Below are 14279 nucleotides of genomic sequence, written 5' to 3'. Positions count from 1 at the left end.
CAACAAAAATAGGCATGTCCCGTTGGCGTGTATCTGAGATCGGGGGACGCGGGTTCCTGGAAGGATGTTCCGTCATGGAGCCTATGGGTGGAAGGAAGCGCGGCCTCGTTGGTCGTTCACCTTAGAATTCAAGGCTGATGTCGTGGGGCTGTGCCGGCAGGGTGGTCGGTCGGTGCGTCAGATCGCACGGGATTTCGACTTGACCGGGACCGCGCGACGCGGCAATGCGTAACGTAAGGCGACCGCGACGCCGAAACCTGCACCGACGGGCTGACCAACGACAAGCGCCAGGAGTTGGCCCGGTTGCGGCGGGCGAACCGTCGTCTGGCCGAGGACGTCGAGATCTTCGGGCCTGCGGCGGCCTTCCTCGCGAACGAGACCCGGTGAACCGTTAACCGGTTCAGTGGGGCGGAGTAGCCCAGCGGCGGCAACGTCACACAGGCGTGCGCGCTGCTTCAGGTTTGCCGAGTCGCCTACTACGTCCACCGAGTAGCCCACCCGCGCCCGAAAGGGACTCCGACTCCACCCGCCGGGTTGCCCCATTCACAACGAATCAACCGCCGTCGGACACCGACATGACCCGTGTCGAGGTTGTGGCGAACTGCTGCAACCGTTGATGGTACGTCCACACCGAGACGTTCGGCCATGGCTGCATCGACTTGTACCCGTCGTTCAACAACAGCGCACGTAGATACAACTCGCCCTTCCCGCGCCTGGCGAACCCGCTGAACACCTCTGCGGACGAACTCTCGCCCGCTGGCTGAAACTTGTACGGCGTCATCCGGCAAGACGAGCACACTGTCACTGGATACACCCAACCGGCTTAACAAGGTCCCATTAGACATGGGGACACCTTGCGTGCTCGGAGTCAAGGCCAGGCGCGCGGAAGGCGTCGTCGAGGTATTGCGGATGTCCCTCGCGCGCGGGGTCGAGCATGGATCGGCAGTTATGCGGTGTGGCAGTGGACCGTCGCGCCGGGCTGGCGGTCGATGTGCGAAGGATAATCAATAAGGATCCGATGGTGTACCGTCCGGGGTTACTCCCCAGCGAGTCAGCTTCTCCGCCTCCTCTGACCGTCCCTGGCGATGCAGCAGTTCGACAAGTGTATCTGCGGCTTGGTGGATACCGGCGTGCAGTTCGTACCACAGCGCGCGCTCGTCGCCGTTACTCTCCAAATGGCCGACCAGGACGTCGGCGGCAACATCGTCGTCGGCCTCGGCATGGGCGCGTAGTTCGTCGAGCCTGCCTTCCCGAAGGAGAATACTAATAAATTTCAGCCATAATTCGTCGTGGTCACGGTGGGCATGGATGCGCAACGCCTCTAGGGCCTGTTCGTTCTGACCTTCGCTCTCCAGGTGATCAATCAATGCCTCGGCCGCTGTGAGATCGCCGTGTTTGGTGCGGTGGCGCAACTCGTCGATGCGCCCTTGCCGTACCAGCAGGTCGGCCAACACGCTGGCAGCGGGCACGTGACCGGCGTCAGCATGGGCACGCAACACAGACAGTGCCTCGTCGATTTCGCCTTGGCGGCGCAGGCGGGTCGCCAAGCGCACAGCTGCGTCGTGGTCGTGATTGGCGCGTGTGCGCAGATCTTGCTCCCGCCCGTCCTGTTCCAGCAACTTGTTCAGCAGGCGCGTGGCGGGCTGGTGTCCGGCGTCGGCATGGGGACGCAAGAGCTCCAGTGCCTCGTCGACCTTGTCGTCGTCGGTCTCGGTTTTGCCGAGCAAGCGAGTTGCCAACCAGGTGGCGGCTTCGCCGTTTCCGTTGGCGGCACGGGCACGAAGTTCCTCCAGCCTGCCCTGTGCAGCCAGGAGCCGGTTCAACTGGGTGGACAGCCGTGGATCCTGGGCGTGGGTACGCAACACGGTCATGGCTTCGTCAATCTCGCCGTGTTCGATCAACAACTTCGTCAGATGTTCGACGGTTTCGCGGTGCCCGTTGCAGGCGTGGAAACGCAGCACGTCGAGCGCCTGGTGGAGCTGTCCGCTTTGGATGAGCCGGTCGGCTAGCCGGACTCCGGCCTGGTGGTCGCTGAACCGGGCGATGGCCCGCGCTTCTGCCAGCCTGCCCTGGCCTCCTAGGAGATCGACCAGGTTGGTGGCAGCGCTGCGATCGCCAGCCTCGGCTCGGTCACGCAGTTCCCGCGTCGCGCCTAGCTGCTCGAGCCACCTGTTCAACCAGGCGGCAGCCTGCCGGTCACCGTCGGCGTGAGGTCGCAGCACGTCGCAGGCGTGCTCGAGTTCTCCACGTTTGGCCAGCAGGTTGGCCAAACCGATGGCGGCGACTGAGTCACCGCCATTGGCACGGACTCGCAACTCGTTCTCCCTGCCCTGCATGGCCAGCAGGTTGACCAGGCGCCTGGCCGCGAGGTTGTCTTCGACGACGAGAGGACTGTAGAGGTGCTCGGCCTGTCGGTACTGCAGGCGACGAAAGGCGCCGTCAGCCAAGCGCCAGCGATCATCGGGATGGCTGACGTGGTGGATGAGGGCCTGCCAGGTCGTCTCGGTCAGCAGTTGACTGCGGCGCTGGCGCAGGAGTACCTGGAGGAGGTAATCGGTGACGGTGTAGCCGAGGACGCCGCGCCGGTCGGCGGTGGGAACGATCAGGAGAGGCGCGGTGGCGGCATCCTCGCGGCGATCATTGCGACGCAAATCGTGCAAAGCCTCGTCGAACCAGGCGTCGTCGGGATGAATGTCGGTGAGGTAGCCGCGGGCGGCCTCGCGCAACAGGTCCTCGGTCAGGGGGCCTTGGATTCCGAGGCGGCGGGCGTCAACTGCGGCGTGGACGACGGCCAGCCGGCTGGCGGAGGCTTCGTCATAGCGCTGCACGATGCGTGGTGCGCCTGCGAGGGTCTCGGTGACATTGAACTCCGCGTTCGACGCTGCCGTCATGGCCAGCCGCGGATCCTGAACGCCCAGCTCGCGTGCCCGTCGTTTCTCCGTCTCGGTAAAGGTGTTCACCCGTAGCTGTGTCGGTTGCAGCGCCAGTACGTCGGTGGAGCCAGGGTGGCGGGGTCTGGTCACGTTGTCGACGGTGTCGGTGGCGCGGAGTTGGTCGAGGTAGTCCGGCCACAAGGTAGCCAGCACGACCACCGGCGTGTCGCTGTCGAGCAGGCGGCGCAGTGCCCCGGCAGTGACGGGCTCGTGCTGGGCGGTGTCGGCGGAAACGAAGTAGGGACCGGGCAGGAAGCGTTGCAACTCGTCCAGCCATACCACCACCGGCCCCGGCGGCACCGTCTCGGCCAGGGCGTTGACCGCCCCGCCGTCACCCAGGTCCGGCACCAGCACCCGGAAGGCGCTCAGTTCGCGGCGGGCGGTTTCGAACAACAGCCGGGTCTTGCCCACGCTGGAGGTGCCCACCAGTAGCAAGAATCCGCCCTGCTCCCGTGCCCGCCGCATCCATGCGGTGACCTCGTCGGACAGGTCGCGTGGCACGAACAGCGGCAGGTCCGGGTCCAGCACGACGCCGGTCGCCCACCAAGGGGTCCGCCACCGATGCTGCGGCCGGTCGTGTCCGGTCGGCAGCGGCAGCGCCATGTGCACCCGGGCTCGGCCAGCCGATAGTGTCCTCATCCGCGGCAATGCCGTGGGCCGCAGGCGAGCGCCTGCGGCCAGCGCTTCGTCGGGGAGGGCAGGGCCGACATGGGAGCGGTGCTTCTGTCGCGTCGAAACCACGGACAACACGAGTCCGGGCACGCCGAGGACAACCGTGACCGCCAGGCTCAAGACGCTGGCACGCTGGTCGCGCTCCTCCCAGGACAACGACAAGAACGAGCTCAGCGCCTGCAGCACCGCGGGCTGCCACCACCACGAGGTGAATCCGACCACTGCCAGAGCCAGCCATAACCACAGCAGCCCAGGCCGCCTTCTCCCGCTCACGACACCACCCGCCACCACGTCCCCGTCATCGCGCCCGCCGATCCTGACGACCCTACGACCTGCTCGGCACCCGGCGAGTGTCATCCCGAGGCGTGTCTCCGCTGCCGCTCATTGGTACCGCCGGGGGTGCTGTTCTGGACCCGCCCAGTCGCGACCCATCCCCATTGCGCGGAGAGAACGTCTACGAGTGAATGGAGGGCGAGGACGGCCAGAACCCCCGCTGAGCGGGGAGAACACTTCCTGAACAGCGACGATGCACATGGGTCACCGTTTGGTGATGTTCCTGGATGGTGTCCTGGAACACGGTGCCCTCGCATCTCGGCTGCCCTGCCATGGTTGGATCTCGGCGGTTGTGGTCACGCTACATTCGTTGGTGCACGTGCTTTGTCGCGCTGATTGCTCAGCGGTCCGCATCCGGACACAAGCCCAAGCTCGAGGTCGGTTGTCGTCACCCTCGGCCACACGCCGGGCTCTCGCCCCAAGAACGGTCGGTAGGAGTGGGTTGGTTGGCATTGACCTGTCAGCCGCCATGCGAGTGCCCCGGAATGGGCCGGTTCTGCTCGGTCGGGGGTGCAGGAGGGAGGTGCGTGCTGTCCGCTGCCGACTTGTCCAAGCAATAAGTGCTCTCAACCACTCCTTACTGGAGGGCGAACTCGCTGTTTCCGCAGGTCAAGACATGATCTGGGCGACCCTGGGTGTCGAGGGGCCGCAGGTTCAGATCCTGTCGTCCCGACGGTCGGAGGAAGCCCGCTGTATCGGCGCGATAAGCACAGGTCAGCGGGCTTTCTCGTGCGCTTGTACCGATGTTGAAATTGGTTACGGGTCGGCAGCGAAACGATCTTCGAGGGTGCTGCGAAGGAGCGGATCGGGAGCGACTCGCTCCTGATTTTTTGCCAGCACCGAATGGGGTCGCCACCCGGACGGGTGGTTCTGTTGAACCTGCCTGGACCGGGTCTGACGTGCGCGGATCGACGTGAACCGACCTGGTTCGGAGGGTTCCGTGGGTGGGTGTTGGTCGTAGGGTCGTGGGGTGGTCGACAGTGGTGGGGTGCGGCGTCGTTTCAAGGTGACCGCCGAGGTGCTGGTCGAGGTGGTCGGTGAGGCGCCGCTGGAGCGGTCGGCGGTGCGGTCGGTTGTTGGGTCCGTCTTTGTGGTCGGTGGCGGTTCCGGTGGGACCGTGGTGCGGTTTCGTCGGGACGGGTCCGAGGGTGTGCGTGGTGACCCGGTGGCGGCGTTGGAGGCCGTGGTCGACCCGGTCGCCATCGTGGACTGCGAGGGTGTGGAGGTTGTCGGCGCGCGGTGCTGGGCCGTCGAGGCCGACGGTCGGGGGGACGGGTCGCGGGTGTGGCCGGATTTCGCCGCGTTGTTCCCGGAGTGCGGCTGTGGTGGCGGGGACTGCGTGCGGTGTGCGGCGGGGATGTTGACGCCGCGGACGGTCGCGGTGTTGTGGTCGGCCGCGGGGATGTTGGCGGATCTGGCCTACGGTGACGTGCTGGAGTTCGGTGACGGCCCGGTGGATCCGGCGGGCGGGCTGTGGTCGGTGTTCGGCGAGTTCCCTCGGATCACCTGGCGTCAGGATGCGGTGTGGCGGCGTCGGGCGGCCCGTTCGTTCGACGACCTGGCCGCCGACCTGGCGGCGGGGGAGTGCCCGCGACCCCGGTGTGCGGCCGAGGAGATGGCCCTGCACCTGATTCTGCGCTATGCGGAGTCGGCGGTGGACGACGGTTGGTCCGGCCTGGACACGCGCTTCGCCGGGCTGCCCGAACGCGGCGACGACCTGGACTGGGCACTGCTGTCCGACGTGCTGTTCACCGACCACGACATCCTCGAACTGTTCGATCCCGGCCGCGACGGCATCGAGGACCCCGACGACGACCACAACCGCCGTCTCGACATAGGCGACTACCGGCCCCACGCCTGGTTCACCACCTTCGACCACGCGCAACCGCGCGATCCCAGGCGACCGTTCCGCCGCTGAAGCGTGACAGCGCGGTGCGTCCTGGAGGAGAAGGAATACCCGTGGTGGACGTCGCTTTCACACAGTTGCAGCCGTGGCGTTGACGCCCGAATCGCCCAAGACCGACCGCAAGGCGGCGCGTGAGGAGCGCGACCTGTATGCCGAGCACTTCCGCTACCGGCGCATCGCCCGACTACCGGTGGACTGCCCTCCCTGGGTGATGGGACAGGAGCTGGGTTGGCTGGTGCGCTCCCCGATCACCTTCGACCCTGCTCCGGTGAACGACAGCGAACTCTCCGTTCCCGGGGGGAGGAGGTCGCCGACGTCGCCCGCAAGATCGGCACGGCCGAGTTGTGGCGCCGTGACGGCTCCTGGATCGCCACGGCTGGGAGGGCATGTTCGTCCCCAACGGTTCAGGCACGGTGGAATGGCGTCTGGGCTGGGGCATCCGGATACCCGACCGCTACCTCCTGCTCGTACTCGGCGCCGGTCATCCGGGCTTGGAGATCCCCCTCGGGATCCTCCTTGCCCGAGTGGTCAACGCCATGACCGACCGAGGTGGCTTCAGCCTGGCCGTCCACCCCACCGAGCCCACGACAGTCCGCAGGGGCGATCCGGTCGCCCGCGTGGTCCTCCTTCATCCCGATTCGGTCCAGGCCCACGCCTGAATCGACCCGCCGACCCCGGCTGAGCTTTCGTCGACCCCGTCGACCGGCGGCCAGGCACCGCCGGCACCCTGACTGTCCGCGCTGAGCGGTCGGTTCTGTTGTTGTCACATGTTCGTGGAGGATCACGATCCAATGCAGGCCGACACCTCTGCGGTCAGGGTGCTCACCCGCCCCCGCGTGCTCAACCTGCTCGCCATCGCCCTGGTCAGCCGCACCGTCGTGGCGGTGCTGCCCATCACGTTGCTGGTCAGCCTCGCCCAGCCCTACGGCTACGGCATCGCCGCGCTGGTCAACGGCACCATGGTCCTGGCGTTCCTGGGCCCGCCGCGGGCCGTGTGCTCGACCGTGCCGGCCAGCGACGCGCACTGGTCGTGATGGGTGCTGCGGCCATGACGTTCATGTCGCTGGTGGCGGTCAGTGTCGCCTTCTGCTGGCCTTGGTGGGTGTCGCTGGTACTCCGTCCGCTGTGGCTGCTCGCAACGCTCCTGGTGCTGTCGGGCCTGTTCGTCACTCCGGTGTTCATCAACGCCTTCCTCCTGGTCGACAGCAGCATCGACGAGCGACTGCGCCACGAGGCCAACACATGGGTGGGCGCCAGCACCGACGTGGCCAATGGCATCATCGCCATAGCGATCGGCGCACTGGTCACCGGTCAGAAATGGGACACCGCGCTCGCCCTGCTCAGCGGCTGCGCGATCGCCGGACTGCTGATCGTGCTGGCCTTGAGCCGTACCGCCACCATGCGTCGAACCGTCTCGCCGTCCGAGTCATCGATCAATACCGCAGCGTAAGGGGTACCGCCGCGCATGTCCCCCACCACGACCGGTACGGAACTGACAGTTGACGAGGTCAGGACGATCGCGATCAACAGCGCCCGCCTGGACCGCGTCGACAACGATCCGGGCCGAGCGCTGCGCGATCTCGGGATCGTCCAACTGGACTCGATCAACGCCCTGGCCCGCGCGCACCAGTTGACGTTGGCGACCAGGACCACGAGCCTCACCGCACGCCAGATCGACGAGGCGTTGTGGGGTGGGCCCGAGCCGATCGCCTTCGACTACCCGGCCCACGCCTTGGCGTTGCTCCCCCTGCGTGACTGGCCGCTGTGGGCCTTCCGCCGCCGCGCGACCCGTCGACGCCCGGACTACCCCGACAGCGCCACCGCACGTGCGCTGCTGCGCCATGTCGAGCAACACGGCCCCGTGACGATGAAGGACCTCCGCGGCGACGGTGACGCCGGCGACGGCTGGAACTGGAGCCCCACCAAGACCGCGGTCGAGTACCTGGTCTGGTCCGGTGAGCTGGCCTGCACCCGGCGCACCAACTGGCAACGACTGTTCGACCTGCCGCACCGCGTCGTGCCCGCCGAACTGCTCACCGACGCGCTCGACGACCGGCAATGCCAACTCGAACTGCTCAACCGAGCCGGACGCGTCCTGGGCGTGGCCACCATCGACGACCTCGCCGACTACATCCGGATCCCCAAGCCCCTTACCCGGCAGTTGCTGCCGGACACGGTCCTGCGGCCGGTCGGTGTGCACGGCTGGAGCGCACCGACCTGGGCACATCCCGACGCTCTGGAACGCACCCGACCGCCCGACCGCGCCACATTCCTCGGCCCATTCGACAACCTCATCTGGCACCGGCCACGAGTCGCCCGGCTCTTCGACTTCACCCACACCCTGGAGGCGTACAAACCAGCGGCACAACGTGTCCACGGCTACTACGTCTGCCCACTGCTCGTCGGCACTCGACTGGTCGGACGCGCCGACCTCGCTCGGCGCGAGCAGACGATGACCGTTCTGCGACTGACCCTCGACGACCTCACGCCCAACACCATCGACGGCTTCGTACACGCCTGCCACGACTTGGCGCGCGCTGTCGGATGCGCAGAGGTCACCATCGCCCCAAACGCCACCGACGACCACCTCCGCCGAACCCTCCTGCGCAGCCTGGCCGGACCCTCGTAGTAACCCAAAAGTCGCTTGCCAAACACTTACGCTCGATGGCCGGTCAGCGCGTTGCCGTGACCGCTGGCCCCGACCGGGCCAGAGTCTCCCGCCCGGTCCAACTGATGTTGTCCGCAACGTCGGCTACGGAGTCGCCGAGGCGACGATGATCGTCCACTTTCCGTACCGAGGCTCCGCCGGTGGTTTGTCAGGCGTTGCCATAGTTCTGGTTTCAGCCGCAGTGGCTCAACGGCGCTACCTGGACCAAGGCCAAAGCCTCCTAGCCCGGCGAAAGCCGGCACGAGAACGGCTCGCGACACCAGCCCAGCCGATCCGCGAGCGGAGATCACGATGCCCGGACCGGTCTTGCGGGGCTACCGCCTGGGAACACCCACCGGCGAACCGGATCGCGACGCACGGCCGGCGCCGCGGGTGCAGGGCCGCTTCGCGTGCCGCCGAGGGCACGAGTTCACCGTGCCGTTCTCGACCGACGCCGAGGCCACCGCCGCTGTCGAAGTTGAACCGTGCGTTGACCGAGATCCCTTTTCGTGCCGAGAAGTGGGACATGAACGCGCTACGCGAAACGTTCGAGTCGACTCGGGCGTCGCCGAACCCTTGGGACACGGTCGATCACCACATCCTCTTCAGCCGACGAGGCACCGGCAAGGCACAGGCCGTGTCCTACCTCGTCGCCGAAGCCAACGCCAAGGGTGACATCGCGCTCAACCTCGACCTGCGCACGGTCGGATCACCCGACGGGCTCCTCGACCCCGAAGCCGCGCCGCTCGCGCTGGTCCTGAACCAGGCCGTGCGCGACGCACCGGCCGACTTGTCCAGCGCGGCGCGGATGACGGTACGGTCCCGACCAGGCCGTCGATGAACATCCCCGAAGGACGATGGAATCGTCCCGTGCGTCCAGACGGTCGTGCGACGGACGTCAAGCACCGTCGTGCCGGGAAGAGCCCCTCCTCAGGTATCCGACGGCGGCAACGGCGATCGCCAGCAGCGCCAGCCGGGTGAAGGTGGGGTTGGCCCCGGGACCGTTGCCGGACTCCACCGGCAGTTGGAGTTCGCGGTCCGCCAGGTCGCGGAGGATGCCCCGCGCCTGGTTGTAGCTTCCGTCTGCCGTCAACAGCAGCTCGGTCATGGTGCGCGCGATCTGGGCCTCGGACAGCGTTTCGCACGCCAGGTCCACCATGATGTCGGTGAGCTGGTCGCGGAAGACCTCCGCGGCGGAAAGCTCGGGGGCCAGGCAGCGGATCGAGCCCTCCATGTTGGCGAAGGACTTGCCCAAGAGCGGCACGGCGGGGTTGGTCTTGATGCCGCGCAGGGTGGAGTGGCGCAGCACGGCGGTCAGCGTGAGCCCGAAGTCGAGTTCCGCCAGCGTCGCGGTCGCCGCCTTGGGCACCAACGCGGCGACGTCGCTGGTGAATCCGCCGATGTCGGCCCGGCGGGTCGGCTTTCCCATCTCGATCCACGCCTTGGCCGCGCCGTCGCCGTCGTTCTGCACGATGTTGATCAGGGTGAGCGCCAGCTTGAGGCTGAGCGGCCGGTCCAGGCGGCCGACCATGCCCCAGTCGATCAGGGCGGCGGGGTGGCCGGGCGCGACGAACACGTTGCCGGGGTGCGGATCGGCGTGGAAGATCCGCTCGACGAAGTACCCGCGGTACATGAACGCCATCAGGTCGTGGGCGATGGCCAGCCGCTCGTGCCGGGTGAACTCGTCGGGCACGGCGTCGCGGATCGAACGTCCCGGCGCCAGGTCCTGCACCAGCACCCTCGGTGTCGCCCTGACGACCTCCGGCACGGTGAGGTGGGCGAAATCCCCGGTGGCCTTCCTGCCGATCTCCATCTGCCGCGCTTCGACGGTGAAGTCGAGTTCGCCGCGCACGGCGTCGAAGATGAGGTCGAGCATCGCCCTGAAGTCGATGACGGCGTTGAACTCGGGCCACAGGCGCGCCGACCACCGCGCGGCGCGGCGCAGCACCGCCATGTCCGCGTCGACGACGGACCGCACCCCGGACCGCTGCACCTTCACCGCCACGGGCCGGCCGTCCGGCATGTCCGCGCGGTAGACCTGCGCCAACGACGCCGAGCCCAGCGGGCGCTCGGCGTCGAAGCACCGGAAGCCCCGACGCCACCCGACGCCCAACTCCTCCTCCAGCACCCGTGCGAAGCCGTCGAACGGGGCGGCGGGCACGTTGTCGTGCAGGGTGGCCAGCTCATCGGTCATGGCCGCGGAGACGAGGTCGGGTCGGGTGGACAGGACCTGCCCGAGCTTGATGTACAGCGGACCGAGCGCTTCGAGGGCTCGCCGCACCGCGACGGCACGCCGCCGCGAGCCGGGGTGCTGCTCGCGGCCGGAGCGAACCACGCGTGCGAGCGTCACGGCGACCAGCCTCGCCCGTGCCGGGTTCAACGCGGATCGCAACCGGGGCGACGCGAGCCGATCAGTCCCTCCGCGAACTGCGCGAGGGGCGAGCGCGTGTCACGTCGTCCGCTCAGGCCGAGCGGCAGTCCCAGCACGCGGGCGAGGACCTCGATCGTGCAGTCGGCTCCCGTGTCACGCCGGTGAGCCCGGAACGGCCGCCCGGCGCGGAGGTCGTCGAGGACCTCCGAGTCCGTGACCGGTCGCCGCCTCGCCACGTCGGTGAGGCCGCCGTCCCGCTCACGCACGAGCACGCGCCTTGCCCCCATGCCCATCCACTCCGTCCGAGCCCGCGTCGCGCGCGTGGGCTTCAGCTGGTCCGCGCCTGCTCCTCGGCCGACGACAGCCGGGAGATCTTCTCGGCCAGCTCGTCGAGCTGTTCCCGCAACAGCGCGAGTTCCTGCCGGTCGTCGCGGCCACGTGCGGGGTCGCGCTCGTCCTCGCGGAACGTCCGCCGGGCGGTACCGCGCAGGTCGCGCTCCACCTCGCCGCCGCGGTCGAGCACGTCGTCGATGAAGTCCTTGGTGTCGTCGACGAGGTTGCCGAGGAACCTCGTCAACCCGGGCCTGGTGGTCCTGCTGGTGGTCACCCTCATCACTTCCCTGGCTTTTTCCCAGTCGTGCGAACTTTCCGATCACGCCGGGCACGACGAATGCCGGAGTCCATTTTGCCCGCGTCCCGTCCCGGCGACCACGGCACTTTCGTGCTGCCCCTATCGGTAGGGTGGCCGAGTGGGGCGGCATATTTGCGTATCGTTTGGTCCCGCCCTTCCGGGCGGCCCGCTGCCGGCTTGGAACCGCTCCTCCGCACGCAGTGTCACGGCACTTGAACCACCGTACGGCCACCCGGGCGTCGCCGTTAGCCGGGATGGCTTCACACAAAAGTACCTCTCCCGGTTTGCGGTGCCGACCGGAGGTGTCACACCAATGGGGGTACACGTGGCCGGTGAATGTATGTGAGATGAAAGTGTCGAAGCGCGGCTCGTCTGCGAATGCCGCTCAATCTGCTCGATTCCCCGTCGACAAATTCCAGGGGGAAGCATGGCCGAACGCGGAACAGGGGCACCCGCCCGCGCCGTCTGGCGCGCGCCGGTCGAGATGAACGCCCTGGAGACGTTGTTCTGGCGCGCGGAGAACCACCCGGGGATGCGGTCGAACATGCTGGGTGTCTTCGTGCTCGACCGGTGCCCCGACTGGGGGCGGTTCGTGGACAGGCACGAGTGGAGCACCCGGATCGCGCCCCGGTTGCGGCACCGGGCCCTGGAGCCGCCGCTGAGGCTGGGGCGGCCGTTCTGGGTGGTGGACCGGACCTTCGACGTGCGCAACCACGTGCGCCGGGTGCGGCTGCCGGAGCCCGGCACGACCCGCCAGTTGCTCGACCTCGCCCAGGCGGTCGCTTCCACGCCCCTGCCACCGGAACGCCCGCTGTGGGAGGTGACGCTGGTGGAAGGGCTCGACGACGGCCGCGGCGGCCGGGCGGCCTACCTGCTCAAACTGCACCACAGCCTCAGTGACGGCCTGGGCGCGGCGCAGTTGGCCGCGGTCGTGCTGGACGACGCGACGTCCTCGGTGGGCGAACCCGCTCTGCCGCCGGTGCCCGAAGCGCGGCCCGCCGTCGCCGTCGCACTGCTCACCGGCCGCCTCGCCAAGAACCTGTCCAGGGTGGTCCCGGCACTGGTCCGCGCCGCCGGTGGGATCCGCGCGAGACGGGGCAACGCCAAGCCCGGGTTCGCCCTGCCGCCGGTCGACCGCGTCGCCGACGGCTTGATGTCGTTCGCCCGGACCACGTTGCTGCCACCGGTCCCCGCGTCACCACTGTTGCGCGCACGCAGCCACGCGATGCACTTCGACGCCTTGGAGTTCCCCGTGCGGGCGCTCAGGGCGGGGGGAAAGGCCGGGGGCGGCACCTTGAACGACGCCTTCGTGGCAGGTCTCATGGGCGGCTTCGAGCGGTACCACCGCCACTTCGGGCTGGACCTGCCCGCGGTCCCGTTCCTGATCCCGATCAGCGTGCGCCGACGCGACGACCTGCCGGCCGGGAACCGACTGGCCAGCACGAGGTTGGCCATGCCGGTGTCGGGCCTGAGCCCCGTCGAGCGGATCGCCGAGTCCCGCCGGCGGGTGGCCGCGGTGCGCACCAAACCGGTGCTGCGCGCGTTGGACCTGCTCACCCGCCCGATCACGCCGCTGCCCGGACCGCTGGTGAGGTTCGTGTTCACCCGGATGTTCCACGGCAACGACCTGATCGCCACCAACTTCCCCGGTGTGCCGGGGGAGTTCCGCCTGGTCGGGGCGAGGGTGCTGGGCGTCTCGCCGTTCCCGCCGCTGCTGCGCGGGGCGACGAGCATCGCGTTGACCACGTACGGGGACCGCTGCCACATCGGGATCACGCTCGACACCGGCGCGTTCACCGATCCGGACGCCTTCGTCGCCGCGCTGCGTGACAGCTTCGAGGAGGTCATCGCCCTCGCCCCGCGGGCCGACGCCCCGGCCACGACCGCCTGAGCACCGCCACAACCGACCCGCGAACCGGAGGACCCATGGCGTCCGCGTTGGACCTGTTCGACCTGAAGGGCAAGACGGCACTCGTGACCGGGGCGTCGAGGGGGATCGGCCGGGCGGTCGCCACCGGGTTGGCCGAGGCGGGCGCGGACGTCGCGCTGCTCGCGCGCGGCACGACCGCGTTGGAGCGCCTGGCCGGGGAGGTGGAGTCGCTCGGCCGCCGGGCGCTCGTCCTGACCTGCGACGTCAACGACAGCGACCAGATCCGCCAGGCCGCGCGGACGACGTTCGCGGAGTTCGGCGCGCTGGACGTGCTGGTCAACAACGCGGGCGGGATCGGTCACGCGGGCCCGTTCCTGGACCTGGATTTCGACGACTGGAGGCGGGTGCTGCGGCTGAACCTGGAGTCCACCGTCCACGCCTGCCACGTGTTCGGTGCGCACATGGTCGAGCGGGGCGGCGGCTCCGTCATCAACATCTCGTCGATCGCCGGGCTCGGCGGCACGCCCATGCTCGCGCACTACGCCGTCACCAAGGCCGCCGTCATCTCGCTGACCCGGACGCTGGCCGCCGAGTGGGCTGCCGCGGGTGTGCGGGTGAACGCCCTGGCGCCCGGATGGGTGCGGACCGACCTGACCCGCGCCTTCCTCGCCGACCCGGACGCGAGCGCGGGTCTGCTGGCGGCGGTGCCGTCCGGCGCGATCGGCGACCCGTCGGACGTGGTCGGGTCGGTGGTCTACCTGGCGGGCGACGCCTCGCGCGGCGTCACCGGCAGCTGCCTGGTCTCCGACGGTGGCACGACCTGCTTCGTCGGCGGGCCGCAGCTCCTCGGCTTCCTCCAGCACGGCCGCATCCCCGTCTGAGCCCACACGGATACCTCCGGAGGCCCCATCAGTGT

Annotated in this window: 13 protein-coding genes and 1 pseudogene; 9 read left to right on the top strand and 5 right to left on the bottom strand. The window is 68.5% G+C overall.

The annotated features are described in order from the left end of the window. Positions 1 to 553 precede the first annotated feature (553 nt). Both KZQ38_RS09095 and KZQ38_RS09090 read right to left on the bottom strand, forming a co-directional pair. Entirely contained in the window at positions 554 to 781 is a 228-nt protein-coding gene (locus KZQ38_RS09095) for a transposase (RefSeq protein ID WP_219440199.1), read from the bottom strand. A gap of 223 nt (positions 782 to 1004) precedes the next feature. Continuing rightward, a complete protein-coding gene (locus KZQ38_RS09090) occupies positions 1005 to 3791 on the bottom strand; it encodes a tetratricopeptide repeat protein (RefSeq protein ID WP_219440198.1) in 2787 nt (928 codons plus the stop codon). 1135 nt (positions 3792 to 4926) lie between these two features. Between KZQ38_RS09090 and KZQ38_RS09085 the strand changes: the two genes are divergently transcribed. The 7 genes and pseudogenes from KZQ38_RS09085 (at position 4927) to KZQ38_RS35965 (ending at position 9332) form a co-directional block, all read left to right on the top strand. Further along, positions 4927 to 5856: a hypothetical protein gene (locus KZQ38_RS09085; RefSeq protein WP_219440197.1), complete on the top strand. Its 930-nt coding sequence runs from the start codon at positions 4927 to 4929 to the stop codon at positions 5854 to 5856. A 374-nt stretch (positions 5857 to 6230) separates the two neighbouring features. After that, the gene (locus KZQ38_RS09080) at positions 6231 to 6503 is read left to right on the top strand and encodes a hypothetical protein (RefSeq protein ID WP_219440196.1); all 273 of its coding nucleotides are present in this window, start codon (positions 6231 to 6233) and stop codon (positions 6501 to 6503) included. 108 nt (positions 6504 to 6611) lie between these two features. Further along, entirely contained in the window at positions 6612 to 6878 is a 267-nt protein-coding gene (locus KZQ38_RS09075) for a hypothetical protein (RefSeq protein ID WP_219440195.1), read from the top strand. A 14-nt stretch (positions 6879 to 6892) separates the two neighbouring features. Further along, entirely contained in the window at positions 6893 to 7294 is a 402-nt protein-coding gene (locus tag KZQ38_RS09070; protein ID WP_219440194.1) for a hypothetical protein, read from the top strand. 15 nt (positions 7295 to 7309) lie between these two features. After that, entirely contained in the window at positions 7310 to 8473 is a 1164-nt protein-coding gene (locus KZQ38_RS09065) for a winged helix-turn-helix domain-containing protein (protein WP_219440193.1), read from the top strand. A gap of 330 nt (positions 8474 to 8803) precedes the next feature. Continuing rightward, positions 8804 to 8962, top strand: a pseudogene (locus KZQ38_RS37470) (RNA polymerase-binding protein RbpA); the annotation flags it as partial. Between the two features lie 19 nt (positions 8963 to 8981). After that, a complete protein-coding gene (locus KZQ38_RS35965) occupies positions 8982 to 9332 on the top strand; it encodes a hypothetical protein (RefSeq protein WP_257900974.1) in 351 nt (116 codons plus the stop codon). 57 nt (positions 9333 to 9389) lie between these two features. Here the strand turns inward: KZQ38_RS35965 and KZQ38_RS09050 are convergent, their stop codons facing one another. Genes KZQ38_RS09050 through KZQ38_RS09040 form a run of 3 tightly spaced genes read right to left on the bottom strand, consistent with a single transcriptional unit; the run spans position 9390 to position 11469 of the window. Continuing rightward, entirely contained in the window at positions 9390 to 10841 is a 1452-nt protein-coding gene (locus tag KZQ38_RS09050) for an ABC1 kinase family protein (RefSeq protein WP_219440190.1), read from the bottom strand. Positions 10842 to 10867: 26 nt separating this feature from the next. After that, a complete protein-coding gene (locus KZQ38_RS09045) occupies positions 10868 to 11149 on the bottom strand; it encodes a hypothetical protein (RefSeq protein WP_219440189.1) in 282 nt (93 codons plus the stop codon). A gap of 41 nt (positions 11150 to 11190) precedes the next feature. Beyond that, complete coding sequence (locus tag KZQ38_RS09040) at positions 11191 to 11469, bottom strand: hypothetical protein (protein ID WP_219440188.1); 279 nt, start codon at positions 11467 to 11469, stop codon at positions 11191 to 11193. 451 nt (positions 11470 to 11920) lie between these two features. Between KZQ38_RS09040 and KZQ38_RS09035 the strand changes: the two genes are divergently transcribed. Together KZQ38_RS09035 and KZQ38_RS09030 are read left to right on the top strand one after the other, a co-directional pair. Beyond that, positions 11921 to 13384, top strand: coding sequence for a wax ester/triacylglycerol synthase domain-containing protein (locus KZQ38_RS09035; RefSeq protein WP_219440187.1), 1464 nt, complete (start codon positions 11921 to 11923; stop codon positions 13382 to 13384). A gap of 35 nt (positions 13385 to 13419) precedes the next feature. Next, positions 13420 to 14244: an SDR family NAD(P)-dependent oxidoreductase gene (locus KZQ38_RS09030; RefSeq protein WP_219440186.1), complete on the top strand. Its 825-nt coding sequence runs from the start codon at positions 13420 to 13422 to the stop codon at positions 14242 to 14244. The last annotated feature ends 35 nt before the right edge of the window (positions 14245 to 14279 follow it).

It is taken from the genome of Saccharothrix obliqua (assembly GCF_019375475.1).
Classification (GTDB): Bacteria; Actinomycetota; Actinomycetes; order Mycobacteriales; family Pseudonocardiaceae; genus Actinosynnema; species Actinosynnema obliqua.
This window is presented reverse-complemented; position numbering and strand designations above follow the sequence as displayed.

What these genes read in the sequence shown, in the direction of transcription:
- KZQ38_RS09095 (WP_219440199.1), bottom strand. Translation starts at nt 781, where the DNA reads ATGACGCCGTACAAGTTTCAGCCAGCGGGCGAGAGTTCGTCCGCAGAG.
- KZQ38_RS09080 (WP_219440196.1), top strand. Translation starts at nt 6,231, where the DNA reads ATGTTCGTCCCCAACGGTTCAGGCACGGTGGAATGGCGTCTGGGCTGG.
- KZQ38_RS09075 (WP_219440195.1), top strand. Translation starts at nt 6,612, where the DNA reads ATGTTCGTGGAGGATCACGATCCAATGCAGGCCGACACCTCTGCGGTC.
- KZQ38_RS09070 (WP_219440194.1), top strand. Translation starts at nt 6,893, where the DNA reads ATGACGTTCATGTCGCTGGTGGCGGTCAGTGTCGCCTTCTGCTGGCCT.
- KZQ38_RS09065 (WP_219440193.1), top strand. Translation starts at nt 7,310, where the DNA reads ATGTCCCCCACCACGACCGGTACGGAACTGACAGTTGACGAGGTCAGG.
- KZQ38_RS09045 (WP_219440189.1), bottom strand. Translation starts at nt 11,149, where the DNA reads ATGGGGGCAAGGCGCGTGCTCGTGCGTGAGCGGGACGGCGGCCTCACC.
- KZQ38_RS09035 (WP_219440187.1), top strand. Translation starts at nt 11,921, where the DNA reads ATGGCCGAACGCGGAACAGGGGCACCCGCCCGCGCCGTCTGGCGCGCG.
- KZQ38_RS09030 (WP_219440186.1), top strand. Translation starts at nt 13,420, where the DNA reads ATGGCGTCCGCGTTGGACCTGTTCGACCTGAAGGGCAAGACGGCACTC.